General features: G+C 58.2%; 16 protein-coding genes and 1 pseudogene. 8 read left to right on the top strand and 9 right to left on the bottom strand.

The annotated features are described in order from the left end of the window. Positions 1–11: 11 nt before the first annotated feature. Complete coding sequence (gene fecA, locus ACOYXH_RS01235) at positions 12–2,345, top strand: TonB-dependent Fe(3+) dicitrate receptor FecA (RefSeq protein ID WP_320413922.1); 2,334 nt, start codon at positions 12–14, stop codon at positions 2,343–2,345. A gap of 295 nt (positions 2,346–2,640) precedes the next feature. Next, positions 2,641–3,009, top strand: coding sequence for an endonuclease domain-containing protein (locus tag ACOYXH_RS01230; RefSeq protein WP_095049797.1), 369 nt, complete (start codon positions 2,641–2,643; stop codon positions 3,007–3,009). Positions 3,010–3,396: 387 nt separating this feature from the next. Here ACOYXH_RS01230 and ACOYXH_RS01225 read toward each other — a convergent pair whose 3' ends face one another. Together ACOYXH_RS01225 and ACOYXH_RS01220 are read right to left on the bottom strand one after the other, a co-directional pair. Beyond that, positions 3,397–3,801 carry an HPF/RaiA family ribosome-associated protein gene (locus tag ACOYXH_RS01225; protein ID WP_095125420.1) on the bottom strand — a complete coding sequence of 135 codons (405 nt, stop codon included), beginning with the start codon at positions 3,799–3,801 and terminating at the stop codon, positions 3,397–3,399. A 200-nt stretch (positions 3,802–4,001) separates the two neighbouring features. Further along, entirely contained in the window at positions 4,002–4,949 is a 948-nt protein-coding gene (locus ACOYXH_RS01220; protein WP_093436172.1) for a LysR substrate-binding domain-containing protein, read from the bottom strand. Positions 4,950–5,084: 135 nt separating this feature from the next. Here ACOYXH_RS01220 and ACOYXH_RS01215 point away from each other — a divergent pair, with 135 nt between their 5' ends. The 3 genes from ACOYXH_RS01215 (at position 5,085) to ACOYXH_RS01205 (ending at position 8,470) form a co-directional block, all read left to right on the top strand. Continuing rightward, a complete protein-coding gene (locus ACOYXH_RS01215; protein ID WP_095049795.1) occupies positions 5,085–6,461 on the top strand; it encodes an L-serine ammonia-lyase in 1,377 nt (458 codons plus the stop codon). A gap of 86 nt (positions 6,462–6,547) precedes the next feature. After that, complete coding sequence (locus ACOYXH_RS01210; protein ID WP_095049794.1) at positions 6,548–7,849, top strand: serine/threonine transporter; 1,302 nt, start codon at positions 6,548–6,550, stop codon at positions 7,847–7,849. Positions 7,850–8,152: 303 nt separating this feature from the next. Next, entirely contained in the window at positions 8,153–8,470 is a 318-nt protein-coding gene (locus ACOYXH_RS01205; RefSeq protein ID WP_095049793.1) for a DUF3509 domain-containing protein, read from the top strand. Here the strand turns inward: ACOYXH_RS01205 and ACOYXH_RS01200 are convergent. Further along, positions 8,467–8,967 (bottom strand): phosphate-starvation-inducible protein PsiE, encoded by a 501-nt coding sequence (locus ACOYXH_RS01200; RefSeq protein ID WP_026000737.1) that lies wholly within the window; start codon positions 8,965–8,967, stop codon positions 8,467–8,469. The two genes, ACOYXH_RS01205 and ACOYXH_RS01200, sit on opposite strands and share 4 nt — an antisense overlap. 327 nt (positions 8,968–9,294) lie before the next feature. Here ACOYXH_RS01200 and ACOYXH_RS01195 point away from each other — a divergent pair. Then, positions 9,295–9,549, top strand: a pseudogene (locus tag ACOYXH_RS01195) (YebG family protein); the annotation flags it as partial. Positions 9,550–9,693: 144 nt separating this feature from the next. Here ACOYXH_RS01195 and ACOYXH_RS01190 read toward each other — a convergent pair. Then, positions 9,694–10,713 (bottom strand): Leu/Phe/Val dehydrogenase, encoded by a 1,020-nt coding sequence (locus tag ACOYXH_RS01190; RefSeq protein ID WP_095049791.1) that lies wholly within the window; start codon positions 10,711–10,713, stop codon positions 9,694–9,696. A 185-nt stretch (positions 10,714–10,898) separates the two neighbouring features. Here ACOYXH_RS01190 and ACOYXH_RS01185 point away from each other — a divergent pair, with 185 nt between their 5' ends. Beyond that, the gene (locus ACOYXH_RS01185; protein WP_095049790.1) at positions 10,899–11,702 is read left to right on the top strand and encodes a SirB1 family protein; all 804 of its coding nucleotides are present in this window, start codon (positions 10,899–10,901) and stop codon (positions 11,700–11,702) included. Positions 11,703–11,789: 87 nt separating this feature from the next. Here the strand turns inward: ACOYXH_RS01185 and ACOYXH_RS01180 are convergent, their stop codons facing one another. The 4 genes from ACOYXH_RS01180 to hmgA all read right to left on the bottom strand — a co-directional run bounded on the left by ACOYXH_RS01180 (position 11,790) and on the right by hmgA (position 16,569). Further along, positions 11,790–13,145 carry an MFS transporter gene (locus ACOYXH_RS01180; RefSeq protein ID WP_460067188.1) on the bottom strand — a complete coding sequence of 452 codons (1,356 nt, stop codon included), beginning with the start codon at positions 13,143–13,145 and terminating at the stop codon, positions 11,790–11,792. 163 nt (positions 13,146–13,308) lie between these two features. After that, positions 13,309–13,944: a maleylacetoacetate isomerase gene (gene maiA, locus ACOYXH_RS01175; RefSeq protein WP_095125415.1), complete on the bottom strand. Its 636-nt coding sequence runs from the start codon at positions 13,942–13,944 to the stop codon at positions 13,309–13,311. A gap of 12 nt (positions 13,945–13,956) precedes the next feature. Beyond that, the gene (gene fahA, locus ACOYXH_RS01170) at positions 13,957–15,261 is read right to left on the bottom strand and encodes a fumarylacetoacetase (protein ID WP_095125414.1); all 1,305 of its coding nucleotides are present in this window, start codon (positions 15,259–15,261) and stop codon (positions 13,957–13,959) included. Positions 15,262–15,264: 3 nt separating this feature from the next. Beyond that, the gene (gene hmgA / locus ACOYXH_RS01165) at positions 15,265–16,569 is read right to left on the bottom strand and encodes a homogentisate 1,2-dioxygenase (RefSeq protein ID WP_095049786.1); all 1,305 of its coding nucleotides are present in this window, start codon (positions 16,567–16,569) and stop codon (positions 15,265–15,267) included. Between the two features lie 164 nt (positions 16,570–16,733). On the opposite strand from hmgA, the gene ACOYXH_RS01160 reads away from it, so the two are divergent. Further along, on the top strand, positions 16,734–17,522 hold the full coding sequence (locus ACOYXH_RS01160) for an IclR family transcriptional regulator (protein ID WP_460067183.1): 789 nt from the start codon (positions 16,734–16,736) through the stop codon (positions 17,520–17,522). A 52-nt stretch (positions 17,523–17,574) separates the two neighbouring features. Here ACOYXH_RS01160 and ACOYXH_RS01155 read toward each other — a convergent pair whose 3' ends face one another. After that, positions 17,575–21,087 (bottom strand): dermonecrotic toxin domain-containing protein, encoded by a 3,513-nt coding sequence (locus ACOYXH_RS01155; RefSeq protein WP_460067181.1) that lies wholly within the window; start codon positions 21,085–21,087, stop codon positions 17,575–17,577. Positions 21,088–21,108 lie beyond the last annotated feature (21 nt).

Raw genomic sequence — 21,108 nt, 5'->3', positions numbered from 1 at the left:
GATCATCCGACATGCACTCCACCCGCCTCACGCCACTGGCTCGTACCCTGCGCAATCTTGTCCTCGGCGCCAGCCTGAGTTTCAGTGCCCTGCCCGCCGCGCTGGCCGCTGATGCCAAGGCTTATCACATCGCGCCGTCGTCGCTGGAGAACGCCCTCAACCAGTTTGGCCGTGAAGCGGGCGTGCTGATTTCGTTTGGTTCGCAAGTCACCAGCGGTGTGCAAAGCCGTGGCCTGGAAGGCAGTTACACACCTGAGCAGGGTTTGAATGCATTGCTTGAAGGCACCGGTCTGCAAGCGCGCGCCGAAGGCAACAATGCGTTCAGCCTGCAACCGGTGGCGGATGCCGCGCTGGAGCTGGACACCTCGAAAGTCGTCGGCGACTGGCTCGGCGACGCTGCGCAAATCAATGTGTTCGAGCACCCGGGCGCGCGCGATGTGATCCGCCGCGAAGAGTTCGAACGCCAGGGCGCCACTCAGGCGCGGGATGTGCTCAATCGCATCCCCGGCGTCAACGCTCCAGACAACAACGGCACCGGCAGCCACGACATGGCGCTGAATTTCGGTATCCGTGGCTTGAACCCGCGACTGGCCGCGCGCTCGACCGTGTTGATGGACGGCATTCCGGTGCCGTTCGCGCCCTACGGCCAGCCGCAGTTATCGTTCGCGCCGATCAGCATGGGCAACATGGATGCCGTGGACGTCGTGCGCGGTGGTGGCGCGGTGCGTTACGGCCCGCAGAACGTCGGCGGCGTGGTCAACTTCGTTACCCGGGCGATTCCTGACGAGCCAACGGTCAAGGGCGGCTTCCAGACGGAAACCAGCCCATCGTCGAGCCACGACGGCTTCAAGACCAGCGCCAACCTGCTGGCCGGCGGCACTAACGCCAATGGCCTCGGCGGTGCGTTGCTCTACTCCGGGACGCGCGGCGGCGACTGGCGCGAACACAGCGACACTGAAATCGACGACCTGATCCTCAAGGGCAAATACCAGCTGGACGAAGCCAATAGCTTCAACGCCATGGCCCAGTATTACGAAGGCAAGGCTGACATGCCCGGCGGTCTGAACGTGGCCGATTACGACGCCGATCCGTATCAATCGACGCGCCCGAAGGACCAGTTCTGGGGCCGCCGCACGATGTTCAATTTCGGCTATCGCTATCAGGAAGATCGCCGCGAATTCACCGCCAATACCTTCTTCACCAAGACCCTGCGCAGCGGTTATCTGGATCAGGGCACCTTCCTTTCGCTGTCGCCGCGCGAGTATTGGGTGCGCGGTCTGGAAACCCGTTTCGCCCAAGGCTTCGACCTCGGCCCGACCAGCCATGAAGTCGGCGTCGGCTATCGCTACATCAACGAGGCCGGTCACGAACTGCGCTATCGCACACCGATCAGCAGCAACCAATACCCGACCACCGCCAGCCGCAACGACCGCGACACCCGTGGCGGCACCGAGGCCAATGCGTTCTTCGTCGACGACCGCATCGACATCGGCAAATGGACCATCACACCGGGCGTGCGCTACGAGATGATCGAGTCGCAGCAGACCAACAACCTGACCAACGTCAAATACAAGGGCGACTACAACACCGCACTGCCAGCGTTGAACGTGCTCTATCACCTGACCGACAGCTGGAACCTGTACGCCAACACCGAAGGCTCGTTCGGCAGTGTGCAATACAGCCAGATGCCCAACCGGGTGACCAGCGGCGAAGTAAAACCGGAGAAGGCGCGTACGTGGGAACTCGGCACGCGGTATGACAACGGCGCGTTGCGCGCGGAAATCGGCGCGTTCCTGATCAACTTCGACAACCAGTACGAAAGCAACCAGACCAACGATTCGGTGATCGCCCGTGGCGAAACTCGCCATCAAGGGATCGAGACCAGCGTCAATTACGCGCTGGATGACTTGAGCCCGGCGCTCGCCGGTTTCGATGTCTACGCCACTTACGCTTATGTTGACGCGACTATCCGCGAAGACGGACCAAACAAGGGCAATCGCGTGCCGTTCTCGTCGAAACACAAAGGCACGATTGGCGTGGGTTACACCGAAGGACCGTGGAAGCTGAATCTCGACAGCAGCTTCCAGAGCGACCAATTCGCCGACAACGCCAACACCTCGAAGGAAAGTGCTGATGGCAGCACTGGCAAGATCCCCGGTTACATGCTGTTCAGCAGCCGCGCGGGGTATGACTTCGGGCCGCAGTTGTCGGACTTGAATGTGGCGGTGGGCGTGAAGAACATCTTCAACACGCAGTACTTCACGCGCTCGTTTGATGACAACAACAAGGGCAAGTATGTGGGTGAGCCGCGTACGGTGTACGTCCAGACTTCTGTAGCGTTCTGAGGATTGAAAAGCCCCTCATCGGAACGCCGCCCGCCTAGCCCTCTCCCTGAGGGAGAGGGTACTGATTGGGGGATGCTTGCGAGGTACGCCGACCTGAACGTGCTGTGCCGAATCCATAATCGACTCGACCTTAAACCGCTTTGCCGAATCCATAATCGACTCGGTCTTTCAGGTCGATGTACCCCGCAATACGACTCGGTCGGCCCCCTCTCCCTCCGGGAGAGGGCTGGGGTGAGGGTCAGCGGGTCATGGTCTACAGTAAAACTTCAAACCAACTTCACAAGGATCGTGAAGCATGCAAACTCGCCCCACCCTCGCCCAATTCGCCCGCCATCTACGAGTCAATCAAACCGACTGTGAACACCTGCTCTGGCAAAAACTCCGCTCCCGCCAAATCGCCAATCTGAAATTTCGTCGGCAATTTCCGTGTCCGCCTTACGTGCTGGATTTTTACTGTGCGGAGTTGAAATTGGCGATTGAGCTGGATGGCGGTCAGCACTTTGAAACGCAGGGACTGATTCATGACCAACGCCGGACGCACTATCTGAATCAGAAGCGCATTGAAGTCGCGCGCTTCAGTAATCTCCAGGTGATCCAGCAGATGGACGATGTGCTGGAGCAGATCATAAGAACTGCAGCGAATCGAAAAATGCCCTCACCCTAACCCTCTCCCAGAGGGAGAGGGGACTGACCGGGGGATGCTTGCGAGCTACGCCGACCTGATTCTGCTTTGCCGAATCCATAATCACTCGGTCTTTCAGGTCGACGTACCTCTTCAGACACCTCGGTCGGCCCTCTCCCGTAGAGAGGGGGGACTGATTGCGGGATGCTTCAGAAATACATCAACCTGAAGTGCTTTGCCGAATCCATAGTCGACGCTGTCTTTCAGGTCGATGTAACCCGCAACACACCTCGGTCGGCCCCCTCTCCCGGAGGGAGAGGGCTGGGGTGAGGGGCCGCGCTCTTGTGCCTTGCGCAAAAATCCGCCGCAAACAAAAACGGGCCTGCTTTCGCAGGCCCGCTCTCATTGGGTGGCTATAAAACCAGCGCATCAACTGTTGATCGCTGCCTGTTCATTCTCAAGAAATTCTTCCTCCAGCAGAGCGTCATTCGCCTTGCTAAATGGCACCACAGCGGCACGTGGTTTACCTCGCAGTTTGCCGAAAAGGTGCTCCAGGGCGTGCTCGAGTTTTTCGGCAGCGCCGTCGATCGCCAGTTCCAGCGAATCGGCTTTATGGGTCACGGAAATCGGTTGATGGCCTTTTGGCCGCGCTTCCAGTTGGCAGCGCAAGTCATGGGGACCTGGTTTGTCACCGTTCTCGTCGCTCAGGTGGACTTCGACACGGGTCAGGTCTTCTTCATAACGTTCGAGCGTGCTCTCAATGGTTGTACGTACCCACTCCTCCAGTCGTTGACTACTTTGAATATGGTTATCGCTGTTGACTTGGATTTGCATAGTTCATCCCTTATTTCAGCTAGCTCGTGAGAGGCCTTGAGTTGAATTTCCTGACCTCCTGGTTACAACAATCGGCCCGACCGACGAACATTTCAACCCCTGAAAAAAGATAAATATTCATTCGCAAAAAAAGCCGGACAACCGAGCAAAGCACTGGTAAGGTCGGGAGTTGGGTCGCCTCACACCCCGGCAAAATTTGCTCACAACTGCCCGTCGTTCAACGGGTGCAAACTGCGAAATATCCCCGCCTCCTCGACCAGCCAATCATGCACCGCACGCACACCCGGATGGCTTAAAGCCCCCGGTGCATAGAGCAACACATAGCGTTTGTGATTAGGCACCGACAGGCCAAACGGCACAATCAACGTCCCTCGCTCCAATTCATCGTTAAGCAAGGTGCGGCGGGCAATCGCCACGCCCATGCCGGCAATCGCCGCTTCGATGGTCAGATGATTGCGATTGAAGGTATGCCCACGCCGTACGTCGGCGCCCTCAAAACCAATCGCGTTCAAATAGAATTCCCATTCCGCGTATTCATAACTGCCACGCCACGCGGTGATGTCGTGCAGTACCGGGAAATGCACCAGATCCGCCGGCCCGTGCAACGGTGGTCGCCCGCGCAACAGGCTCGGTGCGCACACCGGGAAAATCTGCTCGTCGAGCAAGGCTGTGGATAACAATCCCGGGTAACTGCCGTCGTTCAAATCGATCGCCAGATCAAAATCGCCTTCGTGCAAGGGCACACTGCTGTCCTCTGCCACCAAACGCAACTGAATGTCCGGATAGCGTTGCTGCAGGCGTGGCAAGCGCGGCGTCAGCCACTTGCTGAGGAACGACGGAATCGAGCGCACTCGCAAAATCCCGCTGATCATTCCGGCATCAAGTCGACGCAATTCGGCATCGATGCTGCCATATGCCTCGTTGACGGTAATCGCCAGCCGCTGCCCCTCCGCACTCAGCTCCACACCACGCGCGCGCCGATGAAACAGACGGAAACCAAGTCGTTCTTCAAGTTGACGAATTTGCTGACTGACCGCCCCCGGGGTGATGTGCAGCTCTTCGGCACAACGGGTGAACGACAGGTGCCGCGCGGCACAGGAAAACACCTGCAGCCAGACATAGGTCTGCGCATGCAATTGACGACTCATCGTTTAGTCCTGCTAAAGGCTTACTTAGGAAGTTTCGTTAGTCACGTAGGACCGAGGTAGGCAGTATCGCCGACATTGCGCTTGTCCTACAAAAAATGGCAGCGATTCCTACTCCATTGCTTGTAAGGGTTTAGCATGGCTATCAGTGTTTTCGATCTATTCAAAGTCGGCATCGGCCCGTCCAGTTCCCACACCGTAGGCCCGATGCGCGCCGCCGCGACCTTCGCTCAGGAGCTGATTGATCAACGTTTATTGAACGATGTGCGCCGTGTGGAAATCCGTTTATACGGCTCACTGTCGGCCACCGGCGTCGGGCACGCCACCGACCGCGCAACGGTGATGGGCCTGATGGGCGAATGGCCGGACAGCATCGATCCGGCGACCATCGATTCACGTATCCAGCAACTGCGCGAGACAGGCCAACTGTCCCTCGCCGGTCAGAGAGAAATTGCCTTCGACTGGCAGCGTGATCTCCTGCTGCTGGATGAGAGCCTGCCCTACCACCCCAACGCCATGTCGCTGACAGCCTTTGGCGAAACGGCCGAGCTGTTCGAGCAGACCTATTACTCGGTTGGCGGCGGTTTCATCATCGAGGCGGCAGAAGCCGAGTCCGGTGTCGCCCCGGCGAGTGAAGTGGTGTTGCCGTACGATTTCTCCAGCGCCGCCGAACTGCTGTCGCTGTGCAAACAGCACAACCTGCGCGTCTCCGAGCTGATGATGGCCAACGAACGCGCGTGGCGCACTGACGCGGAAATCCGCCAGGGCCTGCTGCACATCTGGTCGGTGATGCGTGAGTGCGTTGAACAGGGCCTGCGCCACGAGGGGATTCTGCCCGGCGGTCTGAATGTGCCGCGTCGTGCAGCGAAATTGCATCGCAGCTTGTTGGAAATCGGCAAGCCGAACGTGATCAGTTCCACTCTGTCGGCAATGGAATGGGTCAACCTGTTCGCCCTCGCCGTCAACGAAGAGAACGCCGCCGGCGGGCGCATGGTCACCGCGCCGACCAACGGTGCAGCCGGAATCATCCCGGCCGTTCTGCACTACTACATGAAATTCAATCCGGACGCGTCTGACGATGATGTCGTCGCTTTCTTTCTGGGCGCGGCTGCTGTCGGCATTTTGTGTAAGAAAAATGCTTCGATCTCCGGCGCTGAAGTCGGCTGCCAGGGCGAAGTCGGTTCGGCCTGTGCGATGGCCGCTGCTGGCCTGGCCGACGTGCTCGGTGCCACCCCGGAACAACTGGAGAACGCCGCCGAAATCGGCTTGGAACACAACCTTGGCCTGACCTGCGACCCGGTCGGCGGCCTCGTACAGGTGCCGTGCATCGAGCGCAATGCCATCGCCGCCGTGAAAGCGATCAACGCCACGCAAATGGCCCTGCGCGGCGACGGCAAACACTTCATTTCCCTCGACCGGGTGATCCGCACCATGCGCGACACCGGCGCCGACATGCACGACAAATACAAAGAGACTTCACGGGGCGGCCTGGCCGTGAGCTGGGTGGAATGCTGAGGCCCATTCCCTGACCGCCCCGGCAGGCCGCACAAAGCCGCCTGCCAACCGTGAGCCCGAGCAAAAATAATAACGAGGCGATACCGATGACCGATGTACGTACACCTGCTGCCGAAAATCCCGCTGTAGACCGCACACGCAATGCAGAAACGGCCCACAAGGGCTGGAACAAATTCGACACCACCTGGATGCTCGGCCTGTACGGCACTGCGATCGGTGCTGGCACCTTGTTCCTGCCGATCAATGCCGGCGTCGGCGGTTTCTGGCCTTTGCTGATTCTCGCCGTACTGGCTTTCCCGATGACGTTTTTTGCCCACCGTGGTCTGACCCGTTTCGTGTTGTCCGGGCGTTCCGGGGACATCACCGAAGTGGTCGAAGAACACTTCGGCATCGGTGCCGGCAAGCTGATCACGCTCCTGTATTTCTTCGCGATCTTCCCGATTCTGCTGGTGTACAGCGTGGCGCTGACCAACACCCTGAGCAGTTTCCTCGAACACCAATTGCACATCACTCCGCCACCACGGGCGATCCTCTCGCTGGTGTTGATCCTCGGTTTGATGGCGATTGTGCGCTGTGGTCAAAGCGTCATCGTCAAAGCCATGAGCGTGCTGGTTTATCCATTTGTTGCCGCATTGCTGCTACTGGCGCTCAGCCTGATTCCAAACTGGAACGGTGCGTTTTTTGCCAGTGCCCAAGAAGCCATGCCAATGTCCGCTTTCTTCAAGACAATGTGGCTGGCGATTCCGGTGATGGTGTTTTCATTCAACCATTCGCCGATCATTTCCGCGTTCGCGGTTGAGCAGAAACAACGTTACGGCGAGCAGGCCGAACGCAAAAGCAGCGGCATCCTCGCTATGGCTCACGGCATGATGGTCGTCACGGTGATGTTCTTCTGCTTCAGCTGTGTGCTGGCGCTGTCGCCGGCGGATCTGGCAGCGGCCAAGGCGCAGAACATTTCGATCCTGTCGTACCTGGCCAACCACTTTCAGACCCCGGTCATCGCTTACGCCGCGCCGCTGATTGCGCTGGTGGCGATCACCAAATCCTTCCTCGGCCACTACATCGGCGCCAGTGAAGGCTTCCAGGGCATGATCGTGAAAAGCCTGCGCAGCCGTGGCCGGGTGATGTCAGCGAGCTGGCTGAACCGTGCGACCGCCGTGTTCATGATCCTCAGTTGCTGGGCCGTGGCAACGTTCAACCCGAGCATCCTTGGCATGATCGAAACCCTCGGCGGGCCGGTGATTGCCTGCCTGTTGTTCCTGATGCCGATGTACGCCATCCGCCGCGTGCCGGCCTTGCGCCAGTATTCGGGGCAGGTGTCCAACGTGTTTGTGGTGCTGATCGGCCTGATTGCACTGTCAGCGATCATCTACTCGGTTCTGCCCTGAAAACGGGCCATTAAAAAAGGCGAGCCGCGTGGCTCGCCTTTTTAATCCCCGTGTTCATTGTTCGACAATTTTCCCGGCACAGCCCTTGCTACATACCTTTAGGAGCTGCCGCAGGCTGCGATCTTTTGCTCTTCGTGACCGAAATCAAAACACTGAAGAGCAAAAGATCGCAGCCTCGTTTCCTCGACAGCTCCTACATGAAGCAACAAATACAGGCCACGGAATGGCCGATGATCCGGTTGGGCGAACCAACCCGATCACGGCCGGTCAACAACTGCACGTTCAATCAGGCGGTGACGCATCATGGACAATCCTTTTCAGATCATTACCGATGCCTTTGCGCCGGACTATCAGATCAACCTGAGCATTCAAGGCCTGGACGGCAGCATCATGCTGACCCTGTCCAACAGCGGCCGGATCGTGGCCAAGCGCATGATCAGCGCCGAGCAGCGCAACGACCCCGTGCGCCTCAAGCGTCTGGTGCAAAGCATTCAGTTCGGCATTGCCATCGAGCAAGGCCACAGCGCCATGGCAATCCTCGAAGCGATGACCAGCGGCGACGGGCTGACCCCGCCACCACCACGCCTCATCGGCCAGCCCGGGCAAGCAGCCGGGCTTTAAAGCTCGCCCTTCTCGACTTCCGGATGTTCGCTGGAACCGGCGCCAAGTTTGCGCTGCGGTTTCTCGATCTTCACCGAAGGAAATTGTGACGAGGCGTAACGCACCACAAGAATCGAGAACGCCAGCAACAGAATGCCGCCGCACAGGTAGATAATGCCCATGTCCGGCGGGTTGTGGTGCGAGACGTTGGAGATCAGCAAACGGGTCAGCGCGGTGATCGCCACGTAGATCAGGAAGCGCACCGGCATGTGGTTGGTCTTGAAATAAATTCCGACCATCGCCCCAAGTTCGAGATAGATGAACAGCAACAAAATGTCATCGATCTTGATGTGGCCTTCCTCGAGCATCCCGAGAAACTCCATCACCGCCGCCCACGCCGTCACCGCACCGATGGCGAACAGCGCCAGATAGTGAAAGGTTTCGACGAACAGGTTGCCCAGGGACTCGGCCAGTTGATGCACGTTTTGCCGCAGTTTCTCGGCCCAGTTGATTTTCACGATGATGTTCCTTAGCTCGAATGCGAGCGGATGATGCGTGTTGGACGTGACGGTTTTCTGCACGTAACGGTTTTCATGCAGAAAAGAGGCCACGCCATCATGGCGAACCGCCGCCAGACCCGCGCCGTGGCGTTTGGTCGCACCGCTGTGCTTTTGTGGGAGCGAGCCTGCTCGCGAATGCAGCGACACGGTCGGCCTGACAAACCCGAAATCCGGTCTACATTGAAAAGCCACTACCCATGGCGCAGGGATTCGCTTATCCTTTTCGCTGTATATGGATACAGTAGTCGTCAAGACAACTTAATGTGAAGGCATGTGAGGTGGTGAATGGCCGTCGAAGTGGTATACCGCAGCAGCCGAGATCTGGAGCGCTTGTTCATGGATAAAGCCGAAGCTGACCGTCATGACAAAATGCTCGAACTGGCCGAATATCTGGCCGATGTGCTGCAAAAAGCCGTTCCGTCCCTGACTGAACAGCAAGTGGAAGAAGCCGGGATCTACATGGCGAAGAATCGCGATGTGTTCGCCCGGGCGTTCAAGAGCCAGCCGGATGCACTGTCCGAGCTGCTCAATGCACCGGCAGAACCAGTTGAACAAGCTGAGGCGGCGGAACCTGCTGAAGCACCGGCCAAGCCAGCCAAAGCGGCGAAGGCTGCGAAGTAATCCAGCCCGAATTGAATAGGCCCTGAGTCGAATGGCTCAGGGCCTTTTTCATGCCTGTGAAACTCAGCGATACAAAACTTTCTCCGCCAACTCATCTGCCACCCGCGCCGGTGAACGCTTTTCCGCCTGTGCATGGGCGAACACCTCGGTCAGCCGCGAACTGATTTTCGACAGATGCGCAGTAATCGTCGGCAATTCCTCGCCACGATGTTTCAGCGAAACGTAGATCAAGCCACCGGCGTTGATCACATAATCCGGCGCATACAGAATCCCGCGCCGTTCCAGTTGATCGGCGACATCCAGATGCGTCAGTTGATTATTCGCCGAACCTGCCACGGCAGAGCAACGCAGTTGGGTGACGCTGTGGCTGTTCAGCACACCGCCCAGACCGCACGGCGCAAGAATGTCGCACGGTGTACTGAGTAATGCATCGTTGGCAATCGGGTGCGCGTTGAGCTGTTCCATCGCCAGTTGTACCTTGCCGTGGTCGATATCGCTGACCAGCAGTTCCGCGCCGGCGGCGTGCAATTGCTCGGCCAAGGCAAAACCGACATTGCCCAGCCCCTGAATGGCGATGCGCAAGCCTTCCAGGTTGTCGCTGCCCAGCCGCGCCATGGCCGTTGACCGAATGCCGGCAAATACACCCATCGCGGCATGCGGAGCGGGGTCGCCGGCCGAGGTGGTGCTGGTGACGTGCTGAGTCTGTTGGGCGATGCAATCCATATCCGCCACCGAGGTGCCGCTGTCGATGGCGGTGATGTAGCGACCGTCGAGCTGTTCGATGCAACGGCCAAAAGCTTCGAACAGCGAGCCACGGTTTTCCACATGAGCCGGGCGCACGATCACTGCCACGCCTCCGCCCTGCGGCAGCCCCGCCAGCGCAGCCTTGTAGCTCATGCCCTGAGCGAGGCGAATGGCATCTTCGACGGCGGATTCGTCATTGGGATAGGCAAGATAACGACATCCGCCCAAGGCTGGCCCGAGGCGACTGTTATGGATGGCAATGACCGCCTTCAACCCGGTGACCGGATCAACGCTAAGGTGCAGCGATTCCAGGCGAGTGCTTTGCATGAGCGCAAACATCGTTGGGCTCCCGAATCACTTCTTGTAGAACGCCAGTATAGGCCTGCGCCTGAAAATTGCTGGAGCGCACCGGAATAAGCGCCCTCGCCGACAACGGCTTTGCGGCATAACCTGACACCTGCGCAGCAGGGGACTGGACGAATCTTGCGGGCGGGGCTAAAACGAGGCATTCCCCGGAGATTTCGATGAGTGCGCGTCAACGTTTTTTCGAATGCCTGCACCGTTCACCGCCCGCGCTGTTCGAAGCCGCGCTGTGGATGGCGGCCGAGCACGAAAAAACGGTCGATCCCGACGCGCTGTTACAAGAATTCAGAGACCTGCAACAACGAGTCAGTTACGGCTTGCCGATGTTGCCGGTCAGTGAACTGGCGCAGCCCCTGTTGCGCCGCATGACTGATCTGGGCTTTGCCCAGGACCACTTCCTGCCGCTGCGCCCGCAAGCAGCGCTGTTGCACAAGGTGTTGCAGACCCGTCGCGGCCAGCCGTTGGCATTGGCGCTGATTGCCCTGGAGCTGGCGCGTGGCCTGGAGATTCCTCTGGTCGGGATCAACTTCCCCGGACACTTCCTGTTGCGGGTGCCCGGCGCTGATCACTTGCTGGATCCGTGCGGCGGCCGGCGTTTGTACCCAAACGATTGTCGCGAACTGTTGCAGCGCCAGTACGGGCCGAACATGAAGCTGACCGCCGAGCATCTGCTGACCGCCTCGCCGGTGCAAATGCTTCAGCGCCTGTCGCGCAACCTGCGGCAGTTGCACCTGACGCATGATGACTTCATTGCCGCGCTGATCGACGCCGAACGGGTGCTCGAACTGGGTGACGCCGGCGCCGCCGATTACCTGGCACGGGCCAGTCTTTATCAGCGGCTCGACTGCCCGAATGCCGAGCGCTTTGATCTGGAGCATGCGCTGATGCTCAGCGACGATCCGATTCAGCGCCTGCGCCTGACTGAACGCCTCAGCCACCTGCCGCCCAACTCCGTCGTCCATTAAAAACAAAAGATCGCAGCCTTCGGCAGCTCCTACATTGAAATGTGTATTCCCGTGTAGGAGCTGCCGAAGGCTGCGATCTTTTGCTCTTCAGGATTTGACAGATATCCCCATTCCAACTGCCGAACTTCCTTCGGTGGGCGAACGCACCTGAATGATCAGCAGCGCGGCGATGACCGCCGGAATCGCACAGAAGAAGAAAATCTGCGCCACTGGAATGTGCATCGCCAACAACAGGCTGCCGAACAGCGGCCCGAGAATCGAACCGAAACGCCCCACGCCCAATGCCCAACCGGTGCCGGTCGCACGCACATGCGCCGGGTAGAAATTACTGGCAAACGCATTCAGCGTCAGTTGCCCGCCGATGATGCAGAACCCGGCGGCGAACACGCAGGCGACCAGATAACGTGGATTGTCGTGGTTGAGCCCAAGCAGAATCGTGCACAGCGCCGCACCTGCCAACACCGCCGACAGCAAACGCACCTTGCGCTTCAAGCGGTCAGCAAACCAGGCCATGCAGATTGCGCCCAAGGTGCCGGCGAACAGGAACATCGACGTCACCAGATTGGCTTCGTTGAGTTTCAGGCCGCTTTCCAGGAGCAACGTCGGCAGCCAGCTGATCATGAAATACAACAGAATCAGGCTGACGAAAAACGTTGCCCAGATCAGCAAGGTCGGTCGCGCGTAGCCATTGCGGAACAACTCGACTACGGTCAGTTTGCTGCCCTGCTCGCGTTCGTTCTGTTCGACGCTGGCAACGGGCGGCTGCCAATCCGGCAGCATGCGCGCGGTGACTTTGCGCAGCCGCGCGTACGGCGGCGCATCACGCAGCAGACGTGGCAACGACTCCGGCAGCATCCACCAGAGAAACGGAAACAGCAGCAACGGCGTGACGCCACCGGCGAGGAACACCGCCTGCCAGCCGAACTGGTCGATGAAGCCTGCGGCGACGAAACCACCGGCTGCGCCACCGAATGAAAAGCCACAGGCCGCCAGCGTCACCATCAAGGTGCGCAAACGCGGTGGTGAGTATTCCGACATCAACGCCATAGCACTGGGCATCGCCCCGCCCATGCCGATGCCGCAGATAAAGCGCGCGATCATCAGCGTGTTCAACGAGTCGGCGAAGACCATCAGCACCGTCAGCGTGGCGTAGATCAGCACGCAGGCGAGCAGAATGCGCCGCACGCCAAAGCGGTCGGCGAGTGGCGTGACAGCCAGGGAACCGAGGGTAAGGCCGAGCAAGTTGGCACTGAAAACAGGCCCGAATGCAGACTTTTCCAGCCCCCAGTCCTGCGCCAGCGCGGGCACTACATAACCGAGCACCTGGGCGTCATAGCCATCGGTGACCAGCAGCAAGGCGAGCAGGATCAAGAGCAACCACTGATAACGGGACACAGGACAGGCGTCGAGTGCCGCGCGGAAGCTGGCAATCTGGTTGTGCATCGCAAGGTACCTGTTTTGTTTTTATGATTTTTTGATGTGGCAACCGGATCGTTCCCACGCTCCGCGTGGGAATGCCGCCGGGGACGCTCTGCGTCCACTGTGACGCAGAGCGTCACGGGATGCGTTCCCACGCAGAGCGTGGGAACGATCAGTTACAGGGGAATTACGGGGTGTCTGGTTGATTGGCAGGATGGGCCTTGATGAATGCTGAATGTTCAGCCGCCAGTGCGGCGACCCGACGAATTTTCGGATACGCCTCAAGGCTGACGTTGAAGCGCTCAGCCGCATACAACTGCGGAATCAGGTACACATCGGCCACGCACGGCCACTCGCCGAAACAGAAGCCCTCGTCGCCAATCAATTGCTCCACCGTCGCCAGCCCCTGGCTGATCCAGTGACTGATCCACTCGACCACCTGCGGCTCGTCGTGCCCTGACTGGCGCAGGCGATTGAGCACGCTGACGTTGTGCAGCGGATGCACATCGCAACCGATCACCGCCGCCACACCGCGCACCTGCGCGCGGGCGAACAAATCTTCCGGCAGCAACGGCACCTGTGGATAACGTTCTTCCAGGTACTCGATGATGGCCGGCGATTGAATCAGCAAACCGCCCTCATCAGTGCGCAAGGCCGGCACCCGCCCCTGTGGATTGATCGCCAGATACGCCGCTTGCCGATGCTCGCCGCCGGGTGGCGCGATCAGATTGACTGGCAACGCCTGATAGTCGAGGCCCTTCAGCGCCAGCGCGATTCGCACGCGGTATGACGAGGTCGAACGGTAATAGGTATAGAGATCCATAACCCGCTCCTGTCAGCGCGCCGCCAGCACTTTGCCGCGGCACTCGCCGAAGCCGATCGAGGCGAAACCGTCACGGGCACAACGCGCACGCAGGATGATTTCATCACCGTCCTCAAGGAATTTACGCACCTCGCCAGAAGCCAGTTCGATCGGTTTTTTACCACCCTCGGTGATTTCCAGCAGGCTACCGAACTGACCGCTCTGCGGGCCGGACAACGTGCCCGAACCGAACAGGTCACCGGCCTGCAACTGGCAACCGTTGACGCTGTGGTGCGCGACCATTTGCGCGACGGTCCAGTACATGTAGCGGGTGTTGCTCAGCGTCAGGCGATGGGCCGGCAGGTTTTGCTCGCGCATGGCTTCGGTGAGCAGCAAAACTTCCAGTTCGATGTCGAAGGCACCGCCGTCCTGATCGCGCTTGTCGAACAGGTACGGCAGCGGCTGCGGATCACCTTCAGGACGCTTCGGTTGCGCGGTGCGGAACGGTTCCAAGGCTTCAGCAGTTACAACCCATGGCGAGACGCTGGTGATAAAACTTTTCGAAAGGAACGGCCCCAGTGGCTGGTATTCCCAGGCCTGGATATCGCGCGCCGACCAGTCGTTGAGCAGGCAGAAACCGGCAATGTGATCAGCCGCGTCACCGATGGCGATCGAGTCACCCATCTCGTTGCCTTGACCGATCCAGATGCCCAGTTCCAGCTCATAGTCCAGGCGCGCGCACGGGCCAAACACAGGCTCGGTCTGACCGGCCGGTAGCGTCTGGCCTTTAGGGCGACGCACGTCGGTACCGGAAGCACGCACGGTGGAGGCGCGACCGTGATAACCGATCGGCACATGCTTGTAGTTCGGCAGCAGCGGGTTATCCGGGCGGAACAGTTTGCCGACGTTCTGCGCGTGCTCGATGCCGACGTAGAAGTCGGTGTAATCGCTGATGCGTGCCGGCAGATGCAGCTGGCAATCGGCGGCCAGGGGCAGCAATTTTGCGCCTTGGGCTTCGATGTTGCCGCGGTGTGTGCTGCCTTCGCTGAACAGTTCCAGCAGACGGGTGCGCAGTGCCACACGCACCTCGCGACCGAGTTCGAAGAATGCGTTCAACTGGCCGCCGTGCATGGCTTCGACAGCGCTGCGCGCGACACCGTCGAACAGCCCGGCTTCCAGCGCTACTTGCAGATCGAAGATATGGTCGCCAATCGCCACGCCAGCGCGCGGCATCGCACCGTTGCTGCTGAACACACCCAGCGGCAGGTTCTGCAGCGGGAAATCAGCGTGGCCGTTGGCCGAGGCAACCCAACTGCGGGTGATGGAATTCTGCGTCATGGGTTATCTCCGGGTCGGGTCGAACGTGGCGGGCAAAGTGGCCCAGCAGGCGTCATAAGTGGATTGCAGTTGCGGACAGTCGAGGGCGAAGCGGCTTGGGCGCAGCACCTGACTGGTCTCGAACATGAAGGCCATGGTGTTGTCGATCTTCGCCGGTTTGAGTTCGGCGTTGATCGCTTTGGTGCAGGTCTCGCCATCCGGGCCGTGGGCACTCATGCAGCTGTGCAGCGAGGCACCGCCGGGCACAAAACCTTCGGCCTTGGCGTCGTATTCGCCCTGGATCAGGCCCATGAATTCATTCATCAGATTGCGGTGGAACCACGGCGGACGGAAGGTGTTCTCGGCGACCATCCAGCGCGGCGGGAAGATCACGAAATCGAGGTTGGCCAGACCGTGCACGCTGGTCGGCGAAGTCAGCACGGTGAAGATCGACGGATCCGGGTGATCGAAGCTGACGGTGCCGATGGTGTTGAACCGGCGCAGGTCGTATTTGTACGGCACGTTATTGCCGTGCCAGGCGACCACGTTCAACGGCGAGTGATTGAGCTCGGTGGCCCACAACTGGCCGAGAAACTTCTGTACCAGCGTGGTCGGTTGCTGGAGGTTCTCGTAAGCGGCAACCGGAGTCAGGAAGTCACGCGGGTTGGCCAGACCGTTGCTGCCGATCGGCCCCAGATCCGGTAGACGCAGCGGCGCGCCGTGGTTCTCGGCGACATAGCCGCGGGCTTGCGGGTCGAGCAATTCAACACGGAATTTCAGGCCGCGCGGCAGCACGGCGATTTCCAGCGGCGCGACTTCCAGCACACCCAATTCGGTGGCGATGCGCAGACGGCCGAGTTGCGGCACCAGCAGCAGTTCGCCGTCGGCGTTGAAGAACACCCGCTCCATCGAGCGGTTGGCGACGTAGTTGTAGATGCTGATGCCGGCCGGTTTCTCTGCACCCGCGTTAGCGGCCATGCTCACCAGACCGTCGATGAAATCGGTCGGCTCGGCCGGGATCTCCAGCGGATTCCAGCGCAGGCGATTAGGCGTCACTTCACCCAACGGGCCACCGGCCAGTTGCCGCTCCAGTTTGACGAAGGCCGGGTGATTGGCCGACGGCTGAATGCGGTACATCCAGGTGCGCCGCGCTTCACTGCGGGTCATGGTGAACGCGGTACCGGAAAACAATTCGGTATAGAGGCCGTAGGGGGCTTTTTGCGGCGAGTTCTGGCCGACGGGCAGCGCACCGGGCAACGCTTCAGAGCTGAATTCGTTACCGAAACCGGACTGATACGCCAGCGCCTGAGCGGTTGAATCGAGGTTCATGGAGCCTCCTGAACAGGGAGTCGGCAGTGGCCCATCGCTCTGGCTCAGAGGTTTCGGCACGCCGGGGTTGTTATTATCGTAATTCGATTACGCATAACGTAATTTGCTCGCTATCCAGCGTCAAGCTATAAAGACGCCCATTCGTTTCGGAACCCGGCCGCACCATGGAAAAAACCAGCGACAGCAACGGCAAACAGAAAGTCCGCTCCGCCGAAGTCGGCACCGACATCCTCAAGGCTCTGGCCGAGTTGTCGCCGTCCACTTCGTTGTCGCGTCTGGCCGAACATGTGCAGATGCCGGCGAGCAAGGTTCATCGCTATCTGCAAGCGTTGATCGCTTCAGGATTCGCCGAGCAGAACACCGCTACCAACCATTACGGGCTCGGCCGCGAAGCCTTGCGCGTAGGCCTGGCCGCACTCAACAGTATGGACGTGCTGAAAGTCGCCGCCCTGCCGTTGGCCGAACTGCGCGACGAACTCAACGAAACCTGCTTTCTGGCGGTGTGGGGCAATCAGGGCGCGACCGTGGTGCATATCGAACCGGCGGTGCGCGCGGTGACGGTGGTGACGCAACTGGGTTCAGTGTTGCCACTGCTCAGTTCATCGACTGGACTGGTGTTCAGCGCCTACTTGCCCCATCGGGAAACCGATGAGTTGCGCGAGCAGGAAATTGCCGCTGTGGATCATCCATTGAAGGACGAAAAAAACTACGCAACCCTGTGCGAACAGATCCGCGAACGCGGTCTGCATCATGTGCATGGCCTGCTGATGCCGGGTGTGGATGCATTGTCCGCCCCGGTGTTCAACGCCGTCGGCCAAGTGGCAGCCGTGTTGACCATCGTTGGCCCCACTTCATTGTTCCATGCCGACGAAAACGGCCCGGCGGCGCAGCGGTTGCTGGCGGCGACGCGGGCCGTGAGCTGGCGGATGGGTTATGAACCTCTGCAGGGCTGAATGGCGCCAATCGAGCGAGTAACGAGGGCCGTTACTCGCGCAGTTTCATCTGTCAGTTGAGCAGACGAGTGGTGCTGTTCACGACCGTAGGAGGTGCGGTGATTGCTGTCACGTAGTTGATGCTGACTTCAACACCGGTAACGCCTGCCATCACATCGGCGAAATCCCTGACGCTCGATAGCAGAGCAATCGGGTTCACGGGCGCGCCGATCGCCGCCACTTTGCCAACGTACAACAGAATCGCCCCTCGCCACGCCGATGCAAAATGTGCGTTCGCAGCCTCATCGGAGCCCTGACTGGAAGCCACAATGCCCAGCACAACCGACTGAGTAATGCGCAGTATGGTCAGTGCCAGGCCAAGTGGCGCAACGAACATCGAAGCCACATCCAGGGCAAATTCGGCCAGTACCCTCACATCCTTCCACAGCGCTTCCAGATAACTGCTCGTCTGAAAATCCACATCGGCGACGAGTTGCCCGATTTTAGCCAGGTACTCCTGTTTGAAAGCCAGTACTGGATAACTGTTGGTCAATTCCGGATTGCTGGTCGCTACCGGGTTCGAGTCCCAGTAGGTGTCCAGGAGGTTTTTCACTGCCTGCTGATGTTCCAGACGAGCGAGGCTCAAGACCTTTTTGTTGAAGATCACGCTTTTCAATCGACCAGCAAGTTCCTGGACAGGGAAGAAATCCTTGCCACCAGGCGTATCGGGAATATAGACAAAAAACTCATCACGCCCGCTGACTTTGCGCCCAAAAACGTAAGCCCCGACAAGGGCGCGTCCCCTGAGAGTGAACTCGTATACGCCAATGCCCGGCTTCCCACCCGTGGTGATGATGCCCTGACGAGGCAGATCGCGATCAAATCCGTTAATGAGTCCCTGCAACCAGCTGAATTGGTCGAGGGAGAGCTCGCCTTTGATTTTCTGAATCAATGCAGCCCGGAGCATTTCATTTTGTTTTGTTTTTCGATACAGACTGGCTTTCAAGTCAATGTCGGACGCATTGAGGAATTTATCTTTCAGATATTGAAGATACTTTTCACCAGGCCTCAGATCGATCAGATCATTGATAACTCTGGCATTCAGTTGGGCAATGGGCTGTCCGGTAAACGTCCAGAAGGTGGCCTGCCTGAGTTGCTCTCGCAAATTTTCAATCCCGGCTAATTGAGGGTTCACCCAGGTGAAAAATTTCTCGAACGCGCTTACGTCACTGCGCCACTTTTGCCACTGAATAAACAGATCGGTCAGGCTGATCTTCGAGTCTGCGTGAAATTTGACCCATACCTCGTCAGGGTTAATGTCCACAGATGAACCTGTCCGGGCAAAATACTCCTTCAGCTCCTTCTTCACCAAATGGCTGGAAAACTGTTTGAACGGCTCGACCGCCAGCATTTCCCGGGAATGATGATGAATAGCCTTGAAATCAGCGTTCAGACGATTGAGCAGGTGCTGATCGTTCGAGCTGGCCTTTCTGTACCATTGAGGGGTGGCAGCTTCGGTTTGATCGATACTCCACAAAATGTGATTTTGAACGGCTCCGAACAAAGGCTCCTCTTCGGGTAAATCGACCAACTTAATCTTCGACCACCATTCATTCAGTACCTCAGATGGTTTTAGACTCAGATAATCACTTTGCATCTGCGCACTGTCGCTGGCGTGTGCCTGACTCAGCAAGTACGCCCAGGTTTCAGCCTTGGCCGCCCATTGCGCCAACTTGTGCTGCAGGCTTTTCAGGTCGGTGAATTCAAACCACTCCTGCCCGGCTGGCGAACCCGGTATGTGCAGGACATGAGCGCTGCGATCGGCTGCCACACCTTTCCTGCGATAAACCAGCAAACCATTGAAAGGCTTGAACCAGTGTTTGAGCGCCACGCCCAGCGTTTCAATGGACGTATCGCCGAGGTTATAACCCATCACCAATTTATGAGCTGAAGGTCCCACGTGTTTCTGCAGGATCGCCGCGAACAGGGTCAGCGCTGTTTTACGGCTAAGGACCACTCGCAGCGACCCGGTAACTTCGGCTTGCGAATACAGAAGACGTTGAGCCGTGGTATAGGCAACACGAACGTCCAACGACTTGATGGCACGCAGGATGTTCGATGGACTCAACTTTGGCAGACTGGAGGGGACCTCCGGAACGATCTGATATTGCCCTGCCAGATCATGAGCACCTTGCATAAAGGCCTGAGTCAGCGTTTTGCGCTCGGTGAGTTCCACCTTTTTTCCATCCGCCAGAGGCACGGTATGGGTGACTTTCACGAATACCGTGTCCGGGTCGATACGTTCATCTTTACCCGGCGATATGAAGTCCTCTACGGCCAACCGCGCGTAGTCTTTCAGCGAAGCAACTCCGTGAGTGACCTCATGAAGTTTGACTTCGGCTTCAAGCAGCTCTTTTTGCAGGGAAACATACACTTCCTGATTGACATCGGAAGTGCTTTTCAACCATTGCGGCCAAGCATTCCGCTCGACATGCTTAATCAGTTGTACCTGGCGTTTTCTGGCCTGATGATTCAAATCGGGCAACGATTGTGCGGCCTCTACGGCGACAACAGTTTTATCAAACTCCGAGCCTGGCTTACCGACAGATTCAAGATACCCAGTGATGTCGCTGTACATCGTGTGAATCCGCTTACCAACGATTCTCTCAAACAAATTCGCACGAACTTTCAAAAAACGAATAGCAGGGACGTATGCGAACCCAACGCGTTCACTGAGCGACAGCGTTTGCAGAAACTCTTCCTGAGTTTCCGAGGAGCCCAGTCGGCTCAACAACGCTTGTTCAAGCTTCCAAATGGAAGAAAACAATTCGAGACCACGATTCGCGCAGTAGAGTACGACAGCGCCCTGTTCACCGGGAACCAACTGTTCATAGACAGGAGCTGTAAGGGGCAATACAAACATCGCGTTCTGCTCGATGTATTTGCCATTCTGACCTTCAATGAAAACCCCGTAACAAGTGCCGGTCAGACTGGGTTGTACGGTCGTACTGATCAGCGCTCTTTGTTGCTGAGTAATGACCCCTTGAATCGTCAGCGCCTCCAGTTCACTAATGAAAAGGTTAGCTTCGAGTACACCTAAAGCAGACTTTCGCGTTAACTGAGGATAAGCTCCACTTGTTTTTTGAACGGTCGGATTTTCCCAGTACTGCCGCACAGTCGCCGTGTAATCAACCGCCAGTTTCTTCAGCAGATCTGCTACTACTTTTTCAATAGCCGAGATCGGGACTTGCGTAAGAATGTCTTCACGACTGGTAAAATTCGGGTGATTGAAGACACCATAATCATTGACATCATAGTTTGGCGGCCGACCACTTTGCAGGCACTCAAGCGCGACATCCAGCAAACGTCCAACCGGCTGTTTATTTTTCGGTTTGGCGCCCGCCACGACATTGACGAACAGGCTGCTTAGCCGCACACCTTCGGAGATCTTCCATAGCGCTTCACGCAACGTGTCCTGCACCACCACTGAAAATGACGGAACAAGCTTCAATTCCTGCGAGATACTTTCCAGGGCTTTCCCCACTTCACGCAGACTTTGGCTTTCGGCTTCTTTATTAATTTCCATAATGGAATCTCTATCAGCTTG

This window comes from Pseudomonas sp. Mb7 (assembly GCF_054790525.1).
This window is presented reverse-complemented; position numbering and strand designations above follow the sequence as displayed.